Source organism: Hanstruepera sp. CR43 (assembly GCF_055227665.1).
Genome location: NZ_CP200078.1, coordinates 2,763,263 through 2,785,940, shown reverse-complemented (window position 1 = coordinate 2,785,940; position 22,678 = coordinate 2,763,263). Strand labels below are relative to the sequence as shown.

Annotated in this window: 13 protein-coding genes; 11 read left to right on the top strand and 2 right to left on the bottom strand. The window is 36.1% G+C overall.

All coding sequences use genetic code 11. The features are described 5' to 3' along the window. Positions 1–4: 4 nt before the first annotated feature. The 6 genes from ACKXGU_RS12755 (at position 5) to uvrB (ending at position 16,169) form a co-directional block, all read left to right on the top strand. A complete protein-coding gene (locus ACKXGU_RS12755; RefSeq protein WP_463465665.1) occupies positions 5–2,458 on the top strand; it encodes a T9SS type B sorting domain-containing protein in 2,454 nt (817 codons plus the stop codon). 10 nt (positions 2,459–2,468) lie between these two features. After that, positions 2,469–4,862 carry a T9SS type B sorting domain-containing protein gene (locus ACKXGU_RS12750; RefSeq protein ID WP_463465664.1) on the top strand — a complete coding sequence of 798 codons (2,394 nt, stop codon included), beginning with the start codon at positions 2,469–2,471 and terminating at the stop codon, positions 4,860–4,862. Between the two features lie 41 nt (positions 4,863–4,903). Further along, positions 4,904–6,742 (top strand): gliding motility-associated C-terminal domain-containing protein, encoded by a 1,839-nt coding sequence (locus ACKXGU_RS12745; RefSeq protein WP_463465663.1) that lies wholly within the window; start codon positions 4,904–4,906, stop codon positions 6,740–6,742. Between the two features lie 90 nt (positions 6,743–6,832). Further along, complete coding sequence (locus tag ACKXGU_RS12740; RefSeq protein ID WP_463465662.1) at positions 6,833–11,698, top strand: choice-of-anchor L domain-containing protein; 4,866 nt, start codon at positions 6,833–6,835, stop codon at positions 11,696–11,698. A gap of 66 nt (positions 11,699–11,764) precedes the next feature. Continuing rightward, a complete protein-coding gene (locus tag ACKXGU_RS12735) occupies positions 11,765–14,095 on the top strand; it encodes a choice-of-anchor L domain-containing protein (RefSeq protein WP_463465661.1) in 2,331 nt (776 codons plus the stop codon). Between the two features lie 70 nt (positions 14,096–14,165). After that, positions 14,166–16,169 (top strand): excinuclease ABC subunit UvrB, encoded by a 2,004-nt coding sequence (gene uvrB / locus ACKXGU_RS12730; protein ID WP_463465660.1) that lies wholly within the window; start codon positions 14,166–14,168, stop codon positions 16,167–16,169. On the opposite strand, the gene ACKXGU_RS12725 is transcribed toward uvrB, so the two are convergent. Next, the gene (locus ACKXGU_RS12725) at positions 16,166–16,567 is read right to left on the bottom strand and encodes a hypothetical protein (RefSeq protein ID WP_103051859.1); all 402 of its coding nucleotides are present in this window, start codon (positions 16,565–16,567) and stop codon (positions 16,166–16,168) included. The genes uvrB and ACKXGU_RS12725 overlap by 4 nt on opposite strands. A 247-nt stretch (positions 16,568–16,814) precedes the next feature. Between ACKXGU_RS12725 and ACKXGU_RS12720 the strand changes: the two genes are divergently transcribed. After that, positions 16,815–17,093 (top strand): DUF1456 family protein, encoded by a 279-nt coding sequence (locus ACKXGU_RS12720; RefSeq protein ID WP_463465659.1) that lies wholly within the window; start codon positions 16,815–16,817, stop codon positions 17,091–17,093. A 36-nt stretch (positions 17,094–17,129) separates the two neighbouring features. Here the strand turns inward: ACKXGU_RS12720 and sucC are convergent, their stop codons facing one another. After that, complete coding sequence (gene sucC, locus ACKXGU_RS12715) at positions 17,130–18,320, bottom strand: ADP-forming succinate--CoA ligase subunit beta (protein WP_463465658.1); 1,191 nt, start codon at positions 18,318–18,320, stop codon at positions 17,130–17,132. Positions 18,321–18,496: 176 nt separating this feature from the next. Here sucC and lysA point away from each other — a divergent pair, with 176 nt between their 5' ends. The 4 genes from lysA to ACKXGU_RS12695 all read left to right on the top strand — a co-directional run bounded on the left by lysA (position 18,497) and on the right by ACKXGU_RS12695 (position 22,678). Beyond that, positions 18,497–19,702 (top strand): diaminopimelate decarboxylase, encoded by a 1,206-nt coding sequence (gene lysA, locus ACKXGU_RS12710; protein ID WP_463465657.1) that lies wholly within the window; start codon positions 18,497–18,499, stop codon positions 19,700–19,702. A gap of 90 nt (positions 19,703–19,792) precedes the next feature. Beyond that, positions 19,793–20,878, top strand: a complete 1,086-nt coding sequence (locus ACKXGU_RS12705; RefSeq protein ID WP_463465656.1) for an aromatic ring-hydroxylating oxygenase subunit alpha — start codon at positions 19,793–19,795, stop codon at positions 20,876–20,878. Position 20,879: 1 nt separating this feature from the next. Next, on the top strand, positions 20,880–21,392 hold the full coding sequence (locus tag ACKXGU_RS12700) for an SRPBCC family protein (protein ID WP_463465655.1): 513 nt from the start codon (positions 20,880–20,882) through the stop codon (positions 21,390–21,392). Between the two features lie 248 nt (positions 21,393–21,640). Beyond that, entirely contained in the window at positions 21,641–22,678 is a 1,038-nt protein-coding gene (locus ACKXGU_RS12695) for a hypothetical protein (RefSeq protein ID WP_463465654.1), read from the top strand.

Genomic DNA, 22,678 nt, shown 5'->3' with positions numbered 1-22,678 from the left:
CATCTTGAAAAAAAAAATTAAAACACCCATTTCTTCACTACTAATAGCTGCTTTTTGTTTCTCAAATGTCGTGCTTTACGCCCAACAACCAACAGACTGTGTTAATGCTATAACAGTTTGTGGTGATTCCGAAATCAATTTAGATGTTAACGGCATTGGCACACAAGAACTTTGGGGCTTAAACAATTGTAGTAGTCAAGAGAATAATAGCTTATGGTTAAAAGTTACTTTGGTCACAGACGGTACTTTGGGCTTTATTCTAACACCTGATAGCACCAACATTAGTGAAGATTATGATTTTTTTGTGTTTGGTCCAAATCAGGACTGTGGTAATCTTCAGCAAGCTATACGCTGTTCCACAACAAACCCGCTTGCCGCTAATCAAGGAAATAATCTGACTGGTATGGATGGTAATCAAACAGATACTTCCGAAGGACCAGGTGCCAATGGCAATAGTTTTGTGAGATGGCTCGATGTTTTAGCAGGTGAGACTTACTATATAGTCATTGATAGACCCATTGGCAATAGCCCCTTTAATCTTGAATGGATTGGCTCGGCTCAATTTGCTAGCCCACCAGTAAATGAGTCTGGCAACGCAACTGCATTGAATTTGGAAAATTGTGATACAACTGCTCCATTTGATGATGGAATTGACCTTTTTGATCTAACAGTTAATACACCTGGTATTATTGGATCTCAATCAAATGTTACTGTTACTTATTTTGAAACAGAGTCGGATGCCAATATTGACGACAACCCCATAATAGGTCTATACTCCAATACTTCAAACCCTCAAGAAGTTTTTGCAAAAATTACGGACAATATAACAGGATGTTTTCAAGTTATTCCTTTTGAACTATCGGTTTCTTCAGGGCCTGCTTTTAATCAACCATCAGATTATAGTCTTTGTGACAACCGTAGTGATGGAAATGACCATAATGGTCAAACCACATTTGATTTAACTGTATCAACCAATGAGATTCTAAATGGCCAAAATGCGGCAGATCTGAATGTGTCCTATCATATTTCTCAAAATGATGCGAATTTAGGTATCAATGATGTCAACAATTCATTTTACAATACCATTTCTAACCAACAAACCCTTTTCGTTAGAATTGAAAATACTTCCAATCCTGATTGTTATAGCACAACAACGCTAAACCTTATTGTCATACCTGTACCCGATGCTTTTAATGATGAGCAATTACAATGTAGCGATTCCAATTCGGCCAATTTTAATTTATCGGATTCAAATCCAATTTTAACTGGCAACCTAGCAAATAGAAGCACTAAATTTTTCTTAACGCTTGCAGATGCATTGAATGACTCAAATGCTATTGATAATGAAACTAATTTTGCAAACACGACAAATCCCCAAACAATATACGTTCAGGTAATTGATAATGATACCCAATGTTTTGGTATATCAGAACTCATTTTGCGAATTAGCAGCACCACTGCCAATAATACACAAATTATAGTTTGCGACGATGATGGGAATGAAAATGGTTTCTACAGTTTTAATTTAACCAATGCTGAAGCCGATATACTTTCAGGAGTTCCAGGCACACCAACCATTGAATATTATCAAAGTTTGGAGGATGCGCTAACTGAAATAAACCCAATTGGTTCTAATTATACCAATACTACTGCCTATAACCAAATAGTCTATGCAAGAGTTGAAAATGACAATGACTGTTACGGCATTTCTGAAGTTGAATTGATTATCAACGAGCTACCAAATATCATAATTGAAGATTTAAAGTATTACTGTCTTAATACGTTTCCAGAAACTATTACTATAGATGCAGACATTTCGGATAACCTAAATTATAGTTTTCAATGGTCATCAGGTGAGAATACCCCGTCTATTGATGTGAATCAACCAGGTATTTTTTCTGTTGAAGTCACAAACAACCAAACTGGATGCAGCAAAACAAGAACAGTAACAGTGGAAGCCTCTAATCTTGCGACCATTGAATCCATTGAAGTAGATGATGCTTCAGACAACAATACAGTAACTATCATAACATCTGGTGAAGGAGAATATGAATACGCCCTGTTTGATGAACACGGAAGTTTCACCCCGTTTCAAACAAATAATATTTTTCACAATGTTCTGGGAGGTATTTATACTGTTCACGTAAGAGACATTAAAAATGGTTGTGGCTATACCTATGCTGATGTATTTGTTATTGGTTTTCCTAAATTTTTCACACCAAATGGTGACGGTATTAATGATACCTGGAATATTAAAGGTGTAACATCTGTGTTTCAGGCTAATTCCAAAATTTTGATTTTTGACCGTTATGGTAAGCTTGTAAAAGAGTTATCGCCACTTGGCGAAGGTTGGGATGGTACATTTAATGGACAAACCTTACCGGTAAGTGACTATTGGTTTGAAATAACTTTAGAGGATGGGCGTTCATATAAAGACCATTTCACATTAAAACGTTAATAGCATCAAATTGAAAATAAAATTAAAATATAGCATATTATTGGCTTTTGTAATTTTCATTGCAAAAATTCAAGCTCAAAATGAAGCATCCAATTGGTACTTTGGCCAAAATGCTGGATTAAACTTTAATTTTGGTTACCCAATACCCGAAACAGATGGTCAATTAATAACTACGGAAGGATGCTCAACCATTTCAGATAGATTAGGCAATCTCCTCTTTTATTCTGATGGCATTACCGTTTGGAACAAAAACCACCAAGTTATGCAAAACGGAACGGGTTTACTTGGTGATGAATCCAGTACACAATCCGCACTCATAGTACCTAAACCTAACGACGTGGACATCTATTATATTTTTACGGTCGATGATCGAGGTGGTTCTGGTGGCCTCCATTATTCAGAAGTCAATATGTCTTTTGACAGTGGATTGGGTGCAATTACGGGTAATAAGAATATTTTACTGGAAACGCCCACCACCGAAAAGATTACTGCTATTGAAAGCTCTAACGGCGAAAATATTTGGGTAATTAGCCATAAATGGGAAAGCAATGAATTTATAGCCTATCTGGTATCCGATACAGGTGTTAACAGAACTCCCGTAGTGAGTGCCGTGGGTGAGTTCCATGGTGGAGACCTAAACAATTCCATTGGTTATATCAAAGCTTCTCCCAACAGAGAGAAAATTGCTTGTGTCAAATCGTATATAAACAATTCTACACAAGTTTTTGATTTTGATGCCTCAACAGGAATGCTCTCAAATCCAATTACCATTGACAACTACTCTACAGAAACTTTAGGGCCTTATGGTTGCGAATTTTCTCCTGACAGTAATTTATTGTATGTCACTGAAATTAATTTTGAGAATGACACCTCCAAAATCCATCAATATGATTTAACCCAACCAACGGAAACTGCTGTGATCAATTCTGACTACATTGTTGCTGAAGAAGTTGGTGAAACTTTTGGTGCCCTGCAACAGGCCTTGGATGGTAAGGTTTACCTTGCCATTCAAAATAGTGAATATCTCAGCGTTATTTCAAACCCAAATGAAATAGGTGCCGACTGCAATTATGAGCTTGAAGGAGTTTATTTGGGAGGTAGAATCAGCAGATTGGGTTTACCCCCTTTTATTCAATCATATTTCTTTGCCACTAACATTTTCAGAAATACCTGCTTTGGAGATGCCACAGAATTTGAAATCAACACCTCAACAATCATAAATGCTATTAGCTGGGATTTTGGGGATCCTGCTTCTGGCGTCAACAACACCTCAACCGATTTAAATCCAACACATGTCTTTTCTGGGACTGGTGAATTTGTAGTCACTATTTCAATTGATACCGAAGGTGAAATACAAACGGTTTACAGAACGATTACCATTTCAAATCGACCGGAAGCTCTTAATCTTGAGCCTTTGATTGCTTGTGAAATAGATACAGAGTCTGCAATGTTTGATTTATTATCTGCAATTCCATCAGAAATTATTGATGATGCTACTATTGCCATTTCCTTTTATGACAATCTAGATGATGCGGAAAACTATCAAAACCAAATTACCAATGTAACCACTTATAATAATTCGACAAATCCACAAACTATTTTTGTTCGTCTACAAAACAGTTTTAGAGGTGATTGTTACAGCATAAGTGAATTGGAATTACAGACTATTCCTATTCCAAACATTGAAGAATCAGATACAGCTTTTTTCTGCGAGAACAATCCAGGTGATTCGGTAACAATAGATGTTGGTCCTTTGGAGGGAACCCTTTCCGATTATAATTTTTTATGGTTGGAAACACAAGAAACGACTGCTGAAATCATGGTACAAACACAAGGCAACTACACGGTTCAAATTACTCCAATAGCCTCAATATCTGATCAAAACCCTGAAGGTTGCTATGCTGAACGTGTTGTTACTGTTAGTTCTTCGAGTATTGCCACAATATCCGATGTATCAGTAAACCATGGAAACTCGATAATGGTTTTTGCAAATGGTATGGGTGATTATGAATATGCAGTTGATAATGTTTCCGGTCCTTATCAAGACAGTCCTCAATTTACCGATTTAGAACCTGGTGTCCATACGGTTTATGTTCGGGATAAAAACGACTGCGGAATTGCTGAAAGTCTGTTTTCGATTATTGGATTCCCCAAAGTTTTTACCCCAAATGGCGACGGCAATAATGATATCTGGCAAGTAAAAGGTTTAACGGCTCAATTTCAACCCAATGCCAAAATATATATTTTCAATCGTTACGGAAAACTCATGAAGGAGCTTTTACCAACAAGTGAGGGTTGGGACGGCACATTTAACGGAAACCTGTTACCTACAGGAGGTTATTGGTTTTCTGTAACGCTTCAAGATGGCACGATATATAAAGATCACTTTACTTTAAAGCGTTAATTGCTAAATTGTTGTAAATTTAAACTGTTACAACATGTGATATGTATCGGTTTATATTATTTCTACTCTTAATTTTCCTTTATTCTGATCCAATGTTCTGTCAGGAAATAGAGCTTTTCCAGCAATTCAATGGTCGTTTTGACTATACGGCAATTGGAAACACCTTAAATCAGTTTGAAAATAATATTGACCAATCGTTTTGTGAACTACTTTCTGAATCTGAAGCCGAACTAACCTTAAATTCCGATGACAATGTGGTTGCCGCTTACCTTTATTGGGCTGGATCAGGTAGTGGTGACCCTCAAGTAAAACTCAATGAGGAATTTATTGCAGCTGATGACACCTATACCGTAGACTATGATGACCCAAATTATGGGTGGCTTACCTATTTTGCCTGCTATACCGATATAACTCAATATATACAGACAACTGGAAATGGCATCTATACTTTTTCTGATTTGGACATTTCTGAACCTTTGAGCACATTCCCCGGATATTGTGGAAATAGAACCAATTTTGGCGGTTGGGCCATTTACATTATTTATGAAAATGCTAACCTGCCACTAAATCAAATCAATCTATTTCAAGGATTGGAAATTATTAACAGAAACGTCCAGGAAAAAATAATCACTTTAGAAAACATTAATGTACTTGATAACGATGGAGCTAAAATTGGGTTTTTAGCATGGGAAGGTGATTCGTTGCTCAATTTTGGCGAATCGCTTTCAATTAATAATAATATTATCTCCAATCCTCCATTAAATCCTGCCAACAATGCCTTCAATGGTACTAATTCCTTTACCAACAGTACCGAATTCTATAATTGCGATTTGGATTTTTATAATATTGAGAATAATATTAACATTGGCGATACGTCGGTTGAAATAAAACTGACAACGGGGCAGACCATTGGCGGGACTATTTATGCTGACCTTATCATATTAAATAATGTCATAACCGTATTAAATAGCCAACTTCCTGATGCGACTGTTCAAATTGATAACATAGAAAAATTTTGTGCGTCCAGAGATCTGGAAATTGATTACACAGTCTACAATATCAATGCAACAGATATTTTACCGGCTAACACGCCTATCGCCTTTTATGCAGATTCTCAACTTATTGCTCAAAGCCAAACCATGAATGACATCCCTATAGGAGGAAGTGAAAGTAATAGCATATTAATAACCATTCCTGATGGTTTACCACTGAATTTTATTTTAAACATTATGGTCGATGACGATGGTAGCGGTAATGGAATTGTATTGGAACTTAATGAAACAAACAATACCACCAACACTGCCATTGAACTCATCCCATTTCCTGAAATACAGCCGCTTGAACCAATTATAGGCTGTGATATTGGTTTCAATACAGCAATTTTTGACCTAACTATTAAAGAAGAGAATCTATCAGTAGAATCGCCAGAAGATGTTAATTATTTCACCTCATTGGAGGACTTACAAGCTAATTCTAATGCCATTTTAATACCTGACAATTATCAAAATAATGCATTACCCGAATTTATTTATATAAGAGTTGAGACAGCTTTATGTTATGAAATATATGTATTTGAACTTTTAGTTGAAAATTGTCCTCCTTACGTACCACAGGTTTTTACACCCAATAATGATGGTTATAACGACTGGTTTAATATACAAGGGCTGTATAACATTTTTGAAAGACACCGATTGCTTATCTACAACCGTTGGGGAACACTCATATTTGAAGGAAACAATGATACCAAATGGGATGGGAGAGCCAATAGAGGATTGACTAATCAAGGAAATTTATTACCTGTTGGCACGTATTATTACGTCCTCTATCTGAATGACGGCAATTACAAACCATTGACTGGTTTTGTATATATGACCTATTAAAATTTAAAAATATTGCATTTCATCGATATTTTTTGCTTTTTATCGTTTTTTTGTTTAGGTTTACCTCCGTAAAAGCCAACAAATCGAAACGTGAAAAATCACATTAATCCCTACTCCCTCAACAAACTACTGTTTTGTTCTATTTTATTGAGCCAGTTTTTAGGGTTTAATCACCACGTTTTTGGACAACAAATCTCTATTGATAATACCGTTTCTGTTCAAAACCTTATTCAAAACAGGTTGATTCAAGGCTGTGTAGAAGTGTCCAATATTACTTCTAACAGCAATGGTTCTGTAAACGGCATTGGTAGTTTCGGGTATTTTGAACGCGCCAGTTCCAATTTTCCATTTGAAAATGGTATTCTATTATCCTCTGGGAATGCTAATTCTGCTGGCAACACCAACAATGCCAACACACTAAACGATGGTGAGACGAACTGGGGAACTGATGCTGATTTAGAAAATGCTTTGGGAATTTCCAACACATTAAACGCCACCTCTATCGAGTTTGATTTTGTATCTGTAACCAATCAGGTACAATTCAATTATATTTTAGCATCAGAAGAGTATTTTGCCAATTATCCCTGTGAATACTCCGATGGATTTGCATTTTTAATCAAAGAAGCTGGTACGACTAATCCTTATGAAAATGTGGCATTAATTCCAGGAACCTCAACACCTGTTAACACCAATACGATTCATGAGGAAATAGTTGGTTTTTGTGAAGCCTCTAATGAATCCTACTTTGAAGGCTATAATTTAGGCGATACCAATTTTAATGGTAGAACAACAGTTTTAACAGCTACAGCCTCCATTCAACCCAATGTACAATATCATATTAAGTTAGTCATTGCCGATCAAACAGATGAAAATTTTGACTCTGCTGTTTTTATTGAAGGTAATAGTTTTAATGCAACAGTCGATTTAGGTCCAGACATTACAACATGTGCAGAAGATATTACCTTATCGGCCGACACAGAAAATAATTTGGCAACTTACAACTGGTTTCTAAATGGCAATCTAATTTCTGGTGAAACGAGTCCAAATCTGCTAGTTACTTCCAGTGGATCATACACGGTTCAAATCTCGATCCCAATTAACAATACAACCTGTGAAATTGAAGACACTATTGAAGTGACGTTAAACTCCAAACAATCTGCCGAAAATATCAGTAATTATGAAGTATGTGACGACCCAAGTAATGATGGTATTGAAACCTTTGACTTGACAATTAAAAATGATGAAGTACTTAGTGCCGTGCCCAGTTCCAATTACAACATCAGTTATCATTACTCACAAAATGACGCAGAGAACAATAACAATCCGATTACAACCAATATACAGAATACAACCAATCCGCAAACCATTTTTGTAAGGATTGAAGATATTGATAACGGTTGTTTAGCATTTACATCTTTTAATCTTATCGTAAATCCTATACCAACTATAACCGAACCCACACAATTAGATGTTTGCGACGATGCTACTTCCGATGGTTTTACATCCATAGATTTAACTATAAAAAACGATGAAATAACCAATAGTAATCCAGACTTATTGGTATCCTATCATTATTCTCAAGAAGATGCCGATGCAGGAATAAATGCAGTACCCATTCCTTATGTTAACACCAACCAAAATGAACAATTGTTTATTAGAGTCGTTAATGCTGTAACAGGGTGTATGACTACGACCTCTTTGGTTGTCAATGTACTGGATACACCGTTCATTAACAATGAAACCCAAGTAATTGACGCTTGCGAACAAGACGGTGATGGGTTTGAAACTTTTGACTTATCAACTATTATTGATGATGTATTGCAAGGAACAACAGGTGTTTCTACCTCATTTCACACGAGTTATGAGGATGCACAGACTGGTGACAACCCGATAAGCGATATTGAAAATTATGAAAATACTGTTCCCAACGTTCAAACTATTTACATAAGAGTCATTGATGACAATACAGGATGTGTTTCCATTTCTACTATTGAATTACACACTAATATTCTAGAATCAGGCACAAATTTCCAAAATTTTTATCGCTGTGACGACGCATCCAATGATGGTATTGAAACTTTCAACCTTGAAAATATTGCTGAAAATATTATCAATGGTCTAGAAAATGTCCAGATTAATTTCTTTGAAACAGAAACAGATAGAGACAATAACACAAACCCAATTGATCAATCAATTCCATACGAAGTTACGGATAGTCCACATCAATTATTTGTGACCGTTTTCAGTAACGATTGTACGTATTTTTCTGATGTCAGTTTAATTATTCACCCAGCAGTTATTATACCAACACTAGACCCTGTTACTTATTGTGATAATGATGATGATGGCTTTACCGCTATTGAATTAGCAACTTTTGATTCTTATGTGAGTACTGGAATAACAAATCCAAACATATCTTATTTCTTAACACAAGAAGATGCCGACAATAACGAAAACCTATTACCACCATTTTACAACAATATCAGCAACCCTCAAACAATATTCGTTCGTGTTGTAAGCAACGATACCAATTGTAGTGATGTGGCTCCTTTAGAAATTGAAGTCTTAATGGCACCTAGCATTTCAGAAGCAAGCGATATTATTGTTTGTGACGATAACCAAGATGGTTTTTCGGTGGTTAATCTAGAAGCCAAAATCCCTGAAATTATCACAGATACCAATGGCATTAACGTCAGTTTTCACACCTCTCAAGGAGATGCTGAAAGTAATATTAATGCCGTTAGTAGTCCTTCTGCATATAATACGCAAACACAAACTATATATACACGTGTTGAAAACCAAGATACTGGTTGTTTCTCTCTAGAAATATTTGAAGTATACATCAACACCCTGCCCAGCTTTCTTGAGATAACCAATTTTAGAAATTGTGAAAGCGATGGAAATCAAATAGCTGATTTTTATTTTGTTGAAAAAGACACTGAAATATTAAACGGCCAAACAGGCAAGCAGGTCTTGTATTTTGAAACGGAAACGGATGCCATAAACCGTACCAATGAAATTGACAAAAATAACGTATATCAAAACACTTCTAATCCTCAAATCATATATGTTCGAGTTGAAAATTTAACCGACGAAACCTGTTTTGGTGTTTCTAATTTCAATATTGAAGTCGGTTCGCTACCAGTTTACAATCCACCTTTGGATGTTTATTTATGTGATAATATCTCGAATGATGGTCAGGAGGAATTTGACCTTCAGCAAGTCGTTTTTGATATGTCTCAAGGCAGTACAGATAATTTAATAATCACTTTTTATGACAGCCTGGAAAATGCTGAAAATGAAACAAATGAACTACCGACAAACTATAGCAATCAAACCAATCCACAACAAATTTATGCCCGTATTGAAAATGGCACCTATTGTCATGGTATTGCTGAATTTGGATTAAATGTCATACAAGTACCATTGGTGAATTTAGCATCAGCAATGGAGCAATGTGACACAGATTATGATGGCTCTGTAACCTTCGATTTAACAGTTTCCGAGATTGAAGTTTTGGATATCAGACAGGACGATATTGTGGTTACTTATCATGAATCTTTGGACGATGTTGAATCTGGTAGTAACCCAATTTCAAATCCAAGCAATTATAGCAACATTGCCAATCCGCAAACCGTTTATATTAAAATAACCAATACGGTTTCCAATTGTTATGTGACCATTCCGTTGAATTTAATTGTAAACCTACCACCTACAATCAATGATATTGGTAACTATCCTATTTGTGATAACGATACCAACAGTTTTGATTTAAACGAAACATTGGATGCGCTTATTGGAAATCAAGAACATGTAGCAGTGTCGTTTTATAGTAATCAAACCGATGCGAATAATAATCAAAATGCCCTTTCAGAAAATTATACATACAGCAGTAATAACGATACCCTTTTCATTAGAGCGGTCAACACGCAAACAGGTTGTATTGCCGTTGACAGTTTCAATTTAAGAGTCAATCCAACACCCAATGTGGTTACACCTCCCAATTTAGAAGCCTGTGATGACGATTACGATGGCATGTTGGTTTTTGATTTATCGGTTCAAAATTCCATTGTTTTGGGCAGTCAAAATCCAGACTTGTTTACCGTTTCCTATTTTGAACTAGAAGAAGAAGCCATGGATAATGTAAATGCCATAGCTGACTTAAACTATTTCGCTTTTAATGAGCAAACTTTATATGTGCGTGTTGAAAATAATCAAACGGGTTGTTTCAATATTACCCAATTTGAAACTATTATTTTTAGAAAACCCGATGTTAATATTCCAGACCAAACGGTTTGTTTGGATAATTTACCATTAGTCGTTTCTGCCGAAACAGGTTTTAACACCGACACCTATCAGTGGTCAACAAATGATACAACTTCAGAAATTGAAATAACCGAAATAGGCACTTACTCTGTTACCGTAACTTCCGTTGATGGCTGTACAACAACTAGTACTTTCAATGTCATCGAATCAGAACAAGCTACTATCGAATTTACAGAGACTGTTGACTTTTCCAACCCAAACAATATTACCGTAACCATAAGTGGTATTGGTAATTATATGTACATTTTGGATCATGGTGTGCCACAGGAATCCAATGTTTTTTATAATGTCACACTGGGTCCTCACACCATTGAAGTTTACGATTTAAATGGCTGCGCCTCGGCTATTAAGGAAATTGTCATTATTGATACCCCATTATTCTTCACACCAAACCAAGATGGTCAAAATGACTATTGGCATATTACTGGCGTCAATCAGTTAGCCGGAACCATCGTGCATATTTATGACCGTTATGGCAAACTGCTTAAAACCCTACCACATACTTCCGTTGGTTGGGATGGCACTTATAATGGCAGCCCAATGCCATCAAACGATTATTGGTTTGTAGCTAAAGTAGTTAAAGGAGATATCAAATTTGAAGTCAAGGGGCATTTTGCACTTAAGCGTTAATGCATTAACAAGTAATTAAGGTTTAAACATAGGATATTACTTATCTTTGTATTCCAATCAAATAGAATGAAAAACTACTTGTTTTTTATAGCTTTATGCTCCTTTCTTTTTACTTGGTCCCAAAATGTTCAAGTAGATGCTAACACCTATTCCCCACAACAACTTATTGAGGATATTTTGGTTGACAGTAACTGTATTACCAATGTTAATGTGACTAATGTGGTTGGCGGTGATTTCGGAGGTTCAGATTTAAGTTATGGTTATTTTGACGCTACAGGCAGTAGCTTCCCGTTTCAAAGTGGTGTGGTATTATCTACTGGAAGATTAAATAATGTTCAAGGCCCAAACACCTCCTTAAGTGATGATGATGCACCCAATTGGAATGGTGACAACGACTTGGAAACCGTTCTTGAAGAAAGTAGCACATTAAATGCCACGATTATTGAGTTCAATTTTGAAGCTGTTGCCAATCAAATCAGCTTTCGATATATTTTTGCTTCCGAAGAATATCAGGAAGGCAATAATAATACTTGTCAATATTCAGACCTTTTCGGTTTTCTCATTCGCCCTGATGGAACTACACAATACGAAAATATTGCCGTTGTTCCTGGAACAGAAACACCAATAAAAGTAACAACTGTGCATTCAGGGATTCCTGGAGGTGGTGGATGCGATCCTATTAATGAAGGTTATTTTGGTGGATGGAACGATGCGTCAGCACCAATAAATTTTAATGGCCAAACAGCTATTTTAACAGCAGTTGCCGATGTGATTCCTAATACAACCTATCATGTTAAACTGGTGATCGCAGACCATATTAATTACCGTTATGATTCGGCTGTCTTTTTGGAAGCAGGTAGTTTTCAATTGAGTGCAGATTTAGGCTCAGATAGGCTTATTGCCAACTACAATGCCTTATGTACGAATGAGACCTTAATCCTTGACGCATTCCAGACCAATGCTGCTAGTTATACCTGGTTTCAAGACGGTGTCGAACTGTCTTCAGAAACCAACGCAACTTATGAAGTAACACAATCTGGAACCTATGACGTGGAAGTAACCATCAACGGAACCTGTATAGCTTACGGCGATATCGAAATTGAATATGCTTCAGACCCTGTTGTTTTTGACACCACATTGATTGCCTGTGATATCGATTTGGATGGCCTTACAACTTATAATTTATGGGATGCCAGCATCGATATCATTGGTGGTGATCAAAATTTAACCGTAGTTGACTTTTACGAAACCCTAATAGGTGCCGAAGGTTCAGATAATGGACTTATTGCAAATCCTTCCAGTTACCAAAATACTAGTATTGGCCAAACAGTTTATGCGAGAGTTGTTAATCGTAATGGCTGTATTTCTGTAGCTGAAGTCATACTCGATATTGCAAATAATCCAGTTTCATTAGATACATTTCCTATATGCGATGACAATAATGATGGTATTACAATCTTTAGTATTTCTGATTTGGAAAGCCATGTTTTAAACAATCCTGATGTGCCCAATACAGCTAACATCACATTTTATAGTTCAGAAGCTGATTTAATCAATCAAGACAACCCTATTACTTCAGAATATGAAAATATAGGCAATCCCTATGTCGATGAATTGTTTGTTCAAATACGAGACAGTGGTAATTGTTTTGCACACACAACGTTGCCTTTATTCGTGTTTGATAGTCCCGAAATTCGTGATAAAGAAACACTAATTTATTGCTTAAATGAATATCCACAGACCATTACTTTAGAATCTGGTGCAACGAATCAAAGTAACCTGACCTACCAATGGTTTTTAGATGGAAATGATTTGTTTCTGAATTCTGAAAGTATCCAAATTAATGAAATTGGCTCTTACGTAGTAATTGCTACCAATACTAATGGCTGTTCAATAAGTCGGGAAATAACCGTAAATCCCTCTAACACCGCCACTATAGAAAGCATTGTAGTCAATGATGGGGTTGAGAACAATACCATCGCGATTACGGTTTCTGGTGAAGGTGATTATGAATATGCTTTAGACTATGGTGTGTATCAAGATGAACCTTTTTTCTCGAATGTTTTGGCTGACACACATATACTGTTGATTCGTGATAAAAACGGTTGTGGTGTCATTACCGAAGAAGTAGCCGTTTTTGGCTTTCCAAAATTCTTCACACCAAATGGTGACGGTATAAATGATACATGGAACCCAAAAGGAATCAGTGACAAAACTAGGCCTATCAGAATCAAAATTTTTGATAGGTACGGTAAACTCATTAAAGAGATTGGCACATCAGAAAATAGCTGGGATGGTACCTTTAACGGAAAACTGTTAAAGACTGATGATTATTGGTATCTGGCCACTTTACCAAACGGCAGGACATTCACAGGGCATTTTACACTTAAAAGGTAAAAAGCCAGAAGGTTTTTAAACTCATAAAGAATAATTAATTTAGGGCTTTAGAACAAGCTGAAATTTTGCTATGAAATTCAAAATAGAATCCGAATTCCAACCCACAGGTGACCAACCAGAGGCTATTAGTCAGTTAGTTGAAGGCATCAATCAAAACGAGAAATACCAAACGCTATTAGGTGTTACGGGTTCTGGTAAAACGTTTACCGTTGCCAATGTTGTTCAGGAAGTTCAAAAACCAACTTTGGTGCTGGCTCACAACAAAACGTTAGCAGCCCAGTTGTATTCAGAATTCAAACAGTTTTTTCCAAACAACGCCGTCGAGTATTTTGTTTCCTATTACGACTACTATCAACCAGAAGCCTATATTCCAGTTTCGGGCGTTTATATTGAAAAGGATCTCTCCATTAATGAAGAAATAGAAAAAATGCGTTTGAGCACGACCTCATCACTCTTATCTGGTCGTCGGGATGTTTTGGTGGTTGCTTCAGTTTCTTGTCTGTATGGCATTGGTAATCCTGTTGAATTTCAGAAAAATGTGATCACATTAAAACGAGACCAAGTTATTTCTCGCACCAAACTGCTGCATCAATTAGTTCAAAGTTTGTATTCTAGAACGGAAGCAGATTTTAATCATGGTAACTTCAGAATCAAGGGCGATACCGTTGATATTTTCCCGAGTTATGATGATCATGCTTTTCGCATTCACTTTTTTGGTGATGAAATTGAAGATATTGAAGCATTCAACATTCAAACGAATGAAGTCATTGAAAAATACGACCGTTTGAATATTTATCCAGCAAATATGTTTGTAACCTCACCAGAAGTTTTGCAAAATGCCATTCGGGATATCCAAGACGACTTGGTTAAACAATATGATTTTTTCAAGGATATTGGCAAGCATTTGGAAGCTAAACGCCTTAAAGAACGGACAGAATTTGATTTGGAAATGATTCGAGAATTGGGCTATTGTTCTGGAATTGAGAATTACTCGCGTTATTTAGATGGTAGACAACCAGGAACGAGACCGTTCTGCTTGTTGGATTATTTCCCTGACGATTATTTAATGGTGGTTGACGAAAGCCACGTAACTATTTCCCAGGTACATGCCATGTATGGTGGTGATAGAAGCCGTAAGGAAAATTTAGTCGAATACGGTTTTAGACTACCTGCTGCCATGGATAATCGACCGTTGAAGTTTGAAGAGTTTGAAGCACTACAAAACCAAGTCATATATGTAAGTGCCACACCAGCCGACTATGAACTTCAAAAAACAGGTGGTGTTTACGTGGAACAAGTTATTCGTCCTACAGGACTTCTTGATCCAGAAATAGAAGTAAGACCTAGTTTGAATCAAATTGATGATCTCATTGAGGAAATTCAGCAGCGTGTTGAAAAGGATGAACGTACTTTAGTTACTACGCTGACTAAGCGTATGGCAGAAGAATTAACCAAGTATCTATCACGAATTCAAATTAGGGTACGCTACATCCATAGTGATGTAGACACTTTAGAACGTGTGGAGATTATGCAAGATTTGCGTAAAGGTCTTTTTGATGTATTGGTTGGTGTTAATTTATTGAGAGAAGGATTAGATTTACCCGAAGTGTCATTGGTAGCTATTTTGGATGCCGATAAAGAAGGTTTTTTACGTTCTGCAAGATCATTGACCCAAACAGTTGGAAGAGCAGCCAGAAATCTGAATGGTAAAGCCATTATGTATGCTGATAAAATAACCAACAGTATGCAAAAGACAATCAATGAAACCAACTATAGACGGGAAAAGCAAATTCAATATAACACTGAAAACAATATCAAACCGAGAGCCTTAAATAAAAGTCTGGACAACGCTTTGGCTAAAAATTCAGTGAGCACTTACAGTTATGAACTAGAAGCCGCCAGGGCTGCAGAACCAGAAAGTGACTATTTAACCAAAAGCCAGTTAGAGAAAAAAATTCGTGAAAAGCGTAAATTGATGGAAACAGCTGCCAAAGCATTAGATTTCCTGGAAGCAGCAAAATTTAGGGATGAGATAAAAGTCTATCAAGATAAATTGGAAAAACTTAAAATCTAATTGTATTGGACCCTAAAAATGTCAATTAACACATCTGGTGGCACAATTTTATTAGGAAAACTCTCCATTAAGTAAAGAACCTTATTAATGGATTCATGACTTAATCCCATGCGTAAGCCAAAATTATGCAACTTGATTTTGTCCTTTGGACTATTCTCCTGGTCGATATTCATTAATAATACCAACCGATGGAACTGAACAATTCGTTCGCTATGCGATTCTAAATGAATATAATTAATAGGATGTTCAATTAAATAATCAAAATCCTCTCTTGAAATATCCAATTGCTTTGCTATAGCCAAAAGAAAGTTATATTCAATAGGTTTTAGGTGACTTTCATTTTTTGCAAACGAAATCATTTCAGATAGGAGGCTCAATTTTTCAACCCTGTTTATCATTGTGAGGAATGGATTATTAATTAGTGTTATAAAGATACTGATAAAGACTCTTTAATAATCCGCTATAAATTGTAACTTATCGAAAAATCGGGTGCTTTTAATCGATATTTTCCTACATTTACTCAAAGATAGAAATGTATTTGTCTGAAATTAAGCTATTTATGTGATTTTTGCATTTCGTCGATAAATTCAGGTTTCAGGTTTTAGACACGGATTTTAAACACCCAATCAAACCAAACACATAATAATGACAAACAACGATATTTTTAAAAAACTGCGTGTAGCTCTAAAACTCCGCGATGATGAAATCGTGAAAATTTTAGAATTGGTAGATTTTAGAATTTCCAAAAGTGAATTAGGGGCTTTTTTCAGGAATGAAGATCACCCAAAATATAAAGAATGTGGCGATCAGATTTTACGTAATTTCCTTAACGGATTGGTTATACATTTAAGAGGACCCATGCCTCCTAAAAAGAAACCTGCAAAAAGCCACCATAAGCCTGAACAAAAAAAGAGCAACAATTAAGCTACTCTTTTAATATATATAATATTATTTCCTGTTTTAGGAAAGGACTTGCTGTACTTTATCAGCTGCTTCCTGAAATTCAGTGGCACTCATAACATCCAATCCAGAGTTATCAATCAACTCCTTCGCTATATCAGCATTGGTGCCTTGCAAACGTACAATAATCGGCACATTGATCGTTCCCATATTCTTATAAGCATCAATAACACCCTGTGCTACGCGATCACAACGCACAATACCTCCAAAGATATTAATCAAAATAGCCTTGACATTAGGATCTTTTAAAATGATTTTAAACGCAGCTTCTACTCTGGCAGCATCAGCAGTTCCTCCAACATCTAAAAAGTTGGCTGGTTCACCACCTGCTTGCTTGATTAAATCCATAGTAGCCATAGCCAATCCAGCTCCGTTAACCATACAACCAACATTACCATCTAAATCCACATAGTTTAAGCCAACTTCTTTTGCTTCAACCTCAATAGGGTTCTCCTCGCGTAAGTCTCTTAAATCGGTGTAATCTTTATGTCTGTAAAGCGCATTATCGTCAATCGTTACTTTAGCATCAACAGCCATAATTTTATTATCGCTAGTTTTTAAAACCGGGTTGATTTCAAATAGTGATGAATCTGATTTCACATAAGCTGTATAAAGAGCCGCAACAAACTTGGTCATTTCCTTAAATGCGGTTCCACTCAGACCAAGATTAAAAGCTATACGTCTCGCTTGGAATGGCATTAATCCAACAGCAGGATCAATTTCTTCAGTAAATATTAAATGAGGTGTTTCTTCTGCAACGGTTTCAATATCCATACCGCCTTCTGTAGAATACATAATCATGTTACGACCTGTACCTCTATTCAGCAACACTGACATATAAAACTCACTCGTTTCACTTTCACCTGGATAGTAAACATCTTCAGCAATCAAAACCTGATGAACACGTTTACCTTCAGCAGAAGTCTGTGGTGTCACTAAATTCATTCCAATGATTTGCCCAGCAATTTCTTCTACTTCTTTTAAGTTTTTGGCCAGTTTCACACCGCCTCCTTTACCACGGCCACCTGCATGCACCTGTGCTTTTATAACATGCCAACTTGTACCTGTTTCATCAGTTAATTGTTTGGCTGCAGCAACAGCTTGTTGCGGGTTCTGTGCAACAATACCACGTTGTATACGCACTCCAAAACTATTTAATATTTCTTTTCCTTGATATTCGTGTAAGTTCATCTTGTAATCAATATTTAAAGTGGCACAAAAGTAATCATACTAATACTTTTTACCAATAAATTTTAACGGAAGTATTTATTGTACTTTTTAATTGGTTGAAATTTGATATAAATACCTATATTCTATGGACTGAACCAAAATACTTATTAGTTTTGCAAAATCTAATAATTAATAAAATGCATTCAAAAACCTTATTACAAATTGCAGCGGAATATGGAAGTCCAATTTATGTTTATGACTCTGAAAAAATGGTGTCTCAATATAAACGTTTAACAAGTGCTTTTAATAAGGTGAAACAGGTGAAGATTAACTATGCCGTGAAGGCATTATCCAATATTTCTGTTCTTAAACTTATGAACTCATTAGGTTCAGGATTGGATACGGTTTCCATCCAAGAGGTAAAACTAGGTTTGGTTGCTGGTTTTTCACCTGAAAACATTATTTACACCCCTAATGGTGTATCGCTTGAAGAAATTGAACTTGCCGCTAATTTAGGTGTTCAAATTAATATTGATAACCTATCTATATTAGAACAGTTCGGTACAAAATATCCAAAAATACCTGTTTGCATTCGCATTAACCCACACGTTATGGCTGGTGGAAACACGAATATTTCCGTTGGGCATATTGATAGTAAATTTGGTATTTCCATCCACCAAATACCTCATATTTTAAGGATAGTTGAAAATACCAATATGACCATAAATGGGATTCATATGCATACGGGAAGTGATATATTGGATATTGATGTGTTTTTATATGCCAGTGAAATCCTTTTTGAAACAGCCAAAAACTTTTCAGATTTAGAATTTATAGATTTCGGTTCAGGATTTAAAGTCCCTTATAAAGAAGGTGATATTGAGACCAATATTGAAGAATTTGGAAAAAAATTAAGCAAACGTTTTAATGAGTTTTGTGAAGAATATGGTAAAGAACTCACCTTGGCTTTTGAACCAGGGAAATTCCTGGTAAGTGAGGCTGGTTATTTTTTAACCAAAGTTAACGTGGTCAAACAAACAACCTCAACAGTTTTCGCTCAAGTGGATTCGGGTTTTAACCACTTAATCCGACCTATGCTATACGGTTCGCAACATGAAATTATTAATATTTCAAATCCCGATGGACGCGAGCGCTTTTATTCGGTTGTAGGATATATATGTGAAACCGATACTTTCGCTAACAATCGTCGAATTAGTGAAATTACCGAAGGTGATATCTTGGCATTTAAAAATGCTGGAGCCTATTGTTATTCTATGGCGTCCAACTATAATTCCCGATATAGACCTGCTGAGGTTTTATGGCATGAGGGCAAAGCACATTTGATACGCAAGCGTGAAACTTTTGATGATATCATTAAAAACCAAATAGAAATATCCATATAACGTAGTTTGTCCTTTTGACGAATTAAAGAACATAGATTTGCTCATGTTCTGAAATTACTGTAATTTTTGTGACCATAAATTTCGGTATCCATGAGCAAAAAATTCTATGTCGATCCTGATATAAAAGTTGCAGAGACCTTACCTGCGGATTTTTATAGAAGTCAAACCGTTTTTGAGGATATTAAAGAACAGGTTTTTGTCAAAACCTGGCAATTCATTGGTGACGAAAATTTAGTGCCCTTTAATCAAACTGTACACCCTTTTATTCTTTTGGATAATTACATTACCGAACCCTTGGTTTTATCTCGAGACGAGGAAGATAGCATCAAATGCTTCAGCAATGTCTGTACCCACCGAGGCAACATTGTTGTTAACAATCCCGGGAAAATGAAACAATTGCGATGTATGTATCATGGACGCCGTTTTGGATTGGATGGAACCTTTAAATCCATGCCAGAGTTTGAAGAAGCCGAGAACTTCCCTAGACCATGTGATAGTTTGCGTGAGTTTTTGGTCAGAACATTGGGGCCTTTTGTTTTTGTTGGTTTAAATCCTGCTTTTGATTTAGATGATGTCTTGAGTGTTATGATAGAACGTATTGGTTTTTTACCATTGCATCAGTTTAAATTAGACACTGGTTCCAGTAAAGACTACTTGGTAAATTGTCATTGGGCATTATATTGTGATAATTATTTGGAAGGATTTCACATTCCCTTTGTTCACGATGATCTAAATAGTGTTTTGGACTATGGTAACTATACCACTGAAATCTACACCCATTGCAATTTACAAATAGGCTATGCTAATGAAGGTGAAGAGGTTTTTGACTTACCACAATACCATAAAGATTATGGCGAAAATATTGCCGCTTATTATTATTGGATTTTCCCGAATATGATGTTTAATTTTTATCCTTGGGGCTTATCTATTAATGTGGTTAAACCTATTAGCCTGAACAAAACCAAAGTATCCTTTATTACTTACGTTTATGACGAAACCAAACTGAATAAAGGTGCTGGTGCGCTTTTGGATAAAGTAGAACGCGAAGACGAGTTTGTTGTTGAAGGCGTCCACAAAGGTGTTCAATCGCGCTATTATAACACAGGTCGTTTTTCGCCAACTCGTGAAAAAGGGGTTCATCATTTTCATGGTTTGCTTGCAAAATATTTAAAATAGTATGGAAGAACTTCAATGGCATTCGTTTGAAAAAAAGATTTACATAAAATCTACCGTTGAAAAGCTTTATGAATTATGGGCTACCGGAAAGGGCATTACATCTTGGTTCTTAAGTCAAGCAAGGTTTAAGGATAAAAACGGAAACTTAAAAGATGAAACTGAATTCGTTCAAATTGGAGATACTTACACTTGGCATTGGCATAATTGGGATGGCGAAGCCAACGGAACCATTTTAAAAGCTAATGACAAAGATTATTTAGAGTTTTCTTTTGAAGGCTCTAAAGTATCTATTAAGCTAGAAGATAAAAATGGTGTTGTTATTGTTATTTTAAAACAGTTTGAAATTCCAGAAGATGACGAAAGCAAGTTGCGTATTCATTTTGGCTGCAGCAACGGATGGACTTTTTGGCTCACAAACTTAAAGGCATTCGTTGAACATGGCATTTTACTCAATGAAACTGAAATTAATTTAAAGGAAAATGAACTTTCAGGCTATGTGTTTGTGAACATGTAATTTACACTCTTTTTTTTACTATCTTTAAAACCTCCTCAAGTCTTTTTAATAGCATTTAAAAGACTCGTATATATGAAATCAGCCAAAATTTTTGCGCCAAAGACTGCAATAAATTTGACTTCAAATCTCTACTCTAAACCTACAACTTGTTTCCTATCCATTAGATTTGCCATCTGCACAACAGATAATGCATACATCTCCTATTTTTCTAATTTATTGCAAAACACTTTTAACCAACCAAAAACCATATGAACCTTAAACTTTCATTCTTCGTCACGATAATCTTGAGTCTCGTAGCTATAATATCTTGGGAATGGTATTGGCGTTATCAAGGCCTTGAACCTAATATTGACGACAATAAAAACCTTTGGGCCAATCAGCGAGCTAAACTGGAGGATTTTCAAGAAAACACAGCCGTCTTTATAGGCTCATCTAGAATTCTATATGACATTCAATTAGATGTTTGGGAAACTGAAACAAATACTAAACCTATTATGCTGGCCGTTCAAGGCGCTTCACCACTACCTGTTTTTAAAGACATAGTTGAAAAAACCAATTACAATGGCTTGTTAGTGGTTGGTGTCACACCAGGCTTGTTTTTTTCAACCCTTTTTCCTGAAGCCTCACCCATAAAACGACCACAATCACTCGTCGATTACTATTACAATAGAACATACGCCCAAAGGCTTAATCATAAACTATCCGTGCCACTTCAAAAACATTTAGCTTTCTACAGGGATGGTGATGAAAGTTGGGATAGTGATGTTGACCTTAAAACATTATTGAACAAAATTCAATTAAAGGAACGATCCGAACCCTTTTATCCACCATTCAATAATTTTGAAGAAATCACTTTAGAGCGACATATGAAAATGCCAGAACGTATGATAACAGATACGGCCTATGCCAACACAGTCAAGGAAGTCTGGAAAACACTTTTAGGTGGTGATTTCCCACCTCCTGAACGGGAGGCAACAACAAATGCTTTTGTGGATCTGGCAAAAAAATTCAAGGATAAAGGTGGTCAATTGGTTTTAGTCAGATGTCCTTCATCCGGCCTTTTTAAAGAGGCGGAAAGCAAAGGTTTTTCAAGAGATTTATTTTGGGATGAATTGGTCAAAAAAGCAGAAGTTAAAAGTTATCATTATATGGATTACGAACAATTTGGCAACCTACATCTGCCAGAATGGTCTCATCTCTCAACTGAAGATGCCAGATTTTTCACAGCCGAACTTATCAAAATCATGAAGGAAGATGGCATTTCGTTTAACTCTAAAACTAACTAA

What these genes read in the sequence shown, in the direction of transcription:
- ACKXGU_RS12745 (WP_463465663.1), top strand. Translation starts at nt 4,904, where the DNA reads ATGTATCGGTTTATATTATTTCTACTCTTAATTTTCCTTTATTCTGAT.
- ACKXGU_RS12735 (WP_463465661.1), top strand. Translation starts at nt 11,765, where the DNA reads ATGAAAAACTACTTGTTTTTTATAGCTTTATGCTCCTTTCTTTTTACT.
- uvrB (WP_463465660.1), top strand. Translation starts at nt 14,166, where the DNA reads ATGAAATTCAAAATAGAATCCGAATTCCAACCCACAGGTGACCAACCA.
- ACKXGU_RS12725 (WP_103051859.1), bottom strand. Translation starts at nt 16,567, where the DNA reads ATGATAAACAGGGTTGAAAAATTGAGCCTCCTATCTGAAATGATTTCG.
- ACKXGU_RS12720 (WP_463465659.1), top strand. Translation starts at nt 16,815, where the DNA reads ATGACAAACAACGATATTTTTAAAAAACTGCGTGTAGCTCTAAAACTC.
- sucC (WP_463465658.1), bottom strand. Translation starts at nt 18,320, where the DNA reads ATGAACTTACACGAATATCAAGGAAAAGAAATATTAAATAGTTTTGGA.
- lysA (WP_463465657.1), top strand. Translation starts at nt 18,497, where the DNA reads ATGCATTCAAAAACCTTATTACAAATTGCAGCGGAATATGGAAGTCCA.
- ACKXGU_RS12705 (WP_463465656.1), top strand. Translation starts at nt 19,793, where the DNA reads ATGAGCAAAAAATTCTATGTCGATCCTGATATAAAAGTTGCAGAGACC.
- ACKXGU_RS12700 (WP_463465655.1), top strand. Translation starts at nt 20,880, where the DNA reads ATGGAAGAACTTCAATGGCATTCGTTTGAAAAAAAGATTTACATAAAA.
- ACKXGU_RS12695 (WP_463465654.1), top strand. Translation starts at nt 21,641, where the DNA reads ATGAACCTTAAACTTTCATTCTTCGTCACGATAATCTTGAGTCTCGTA.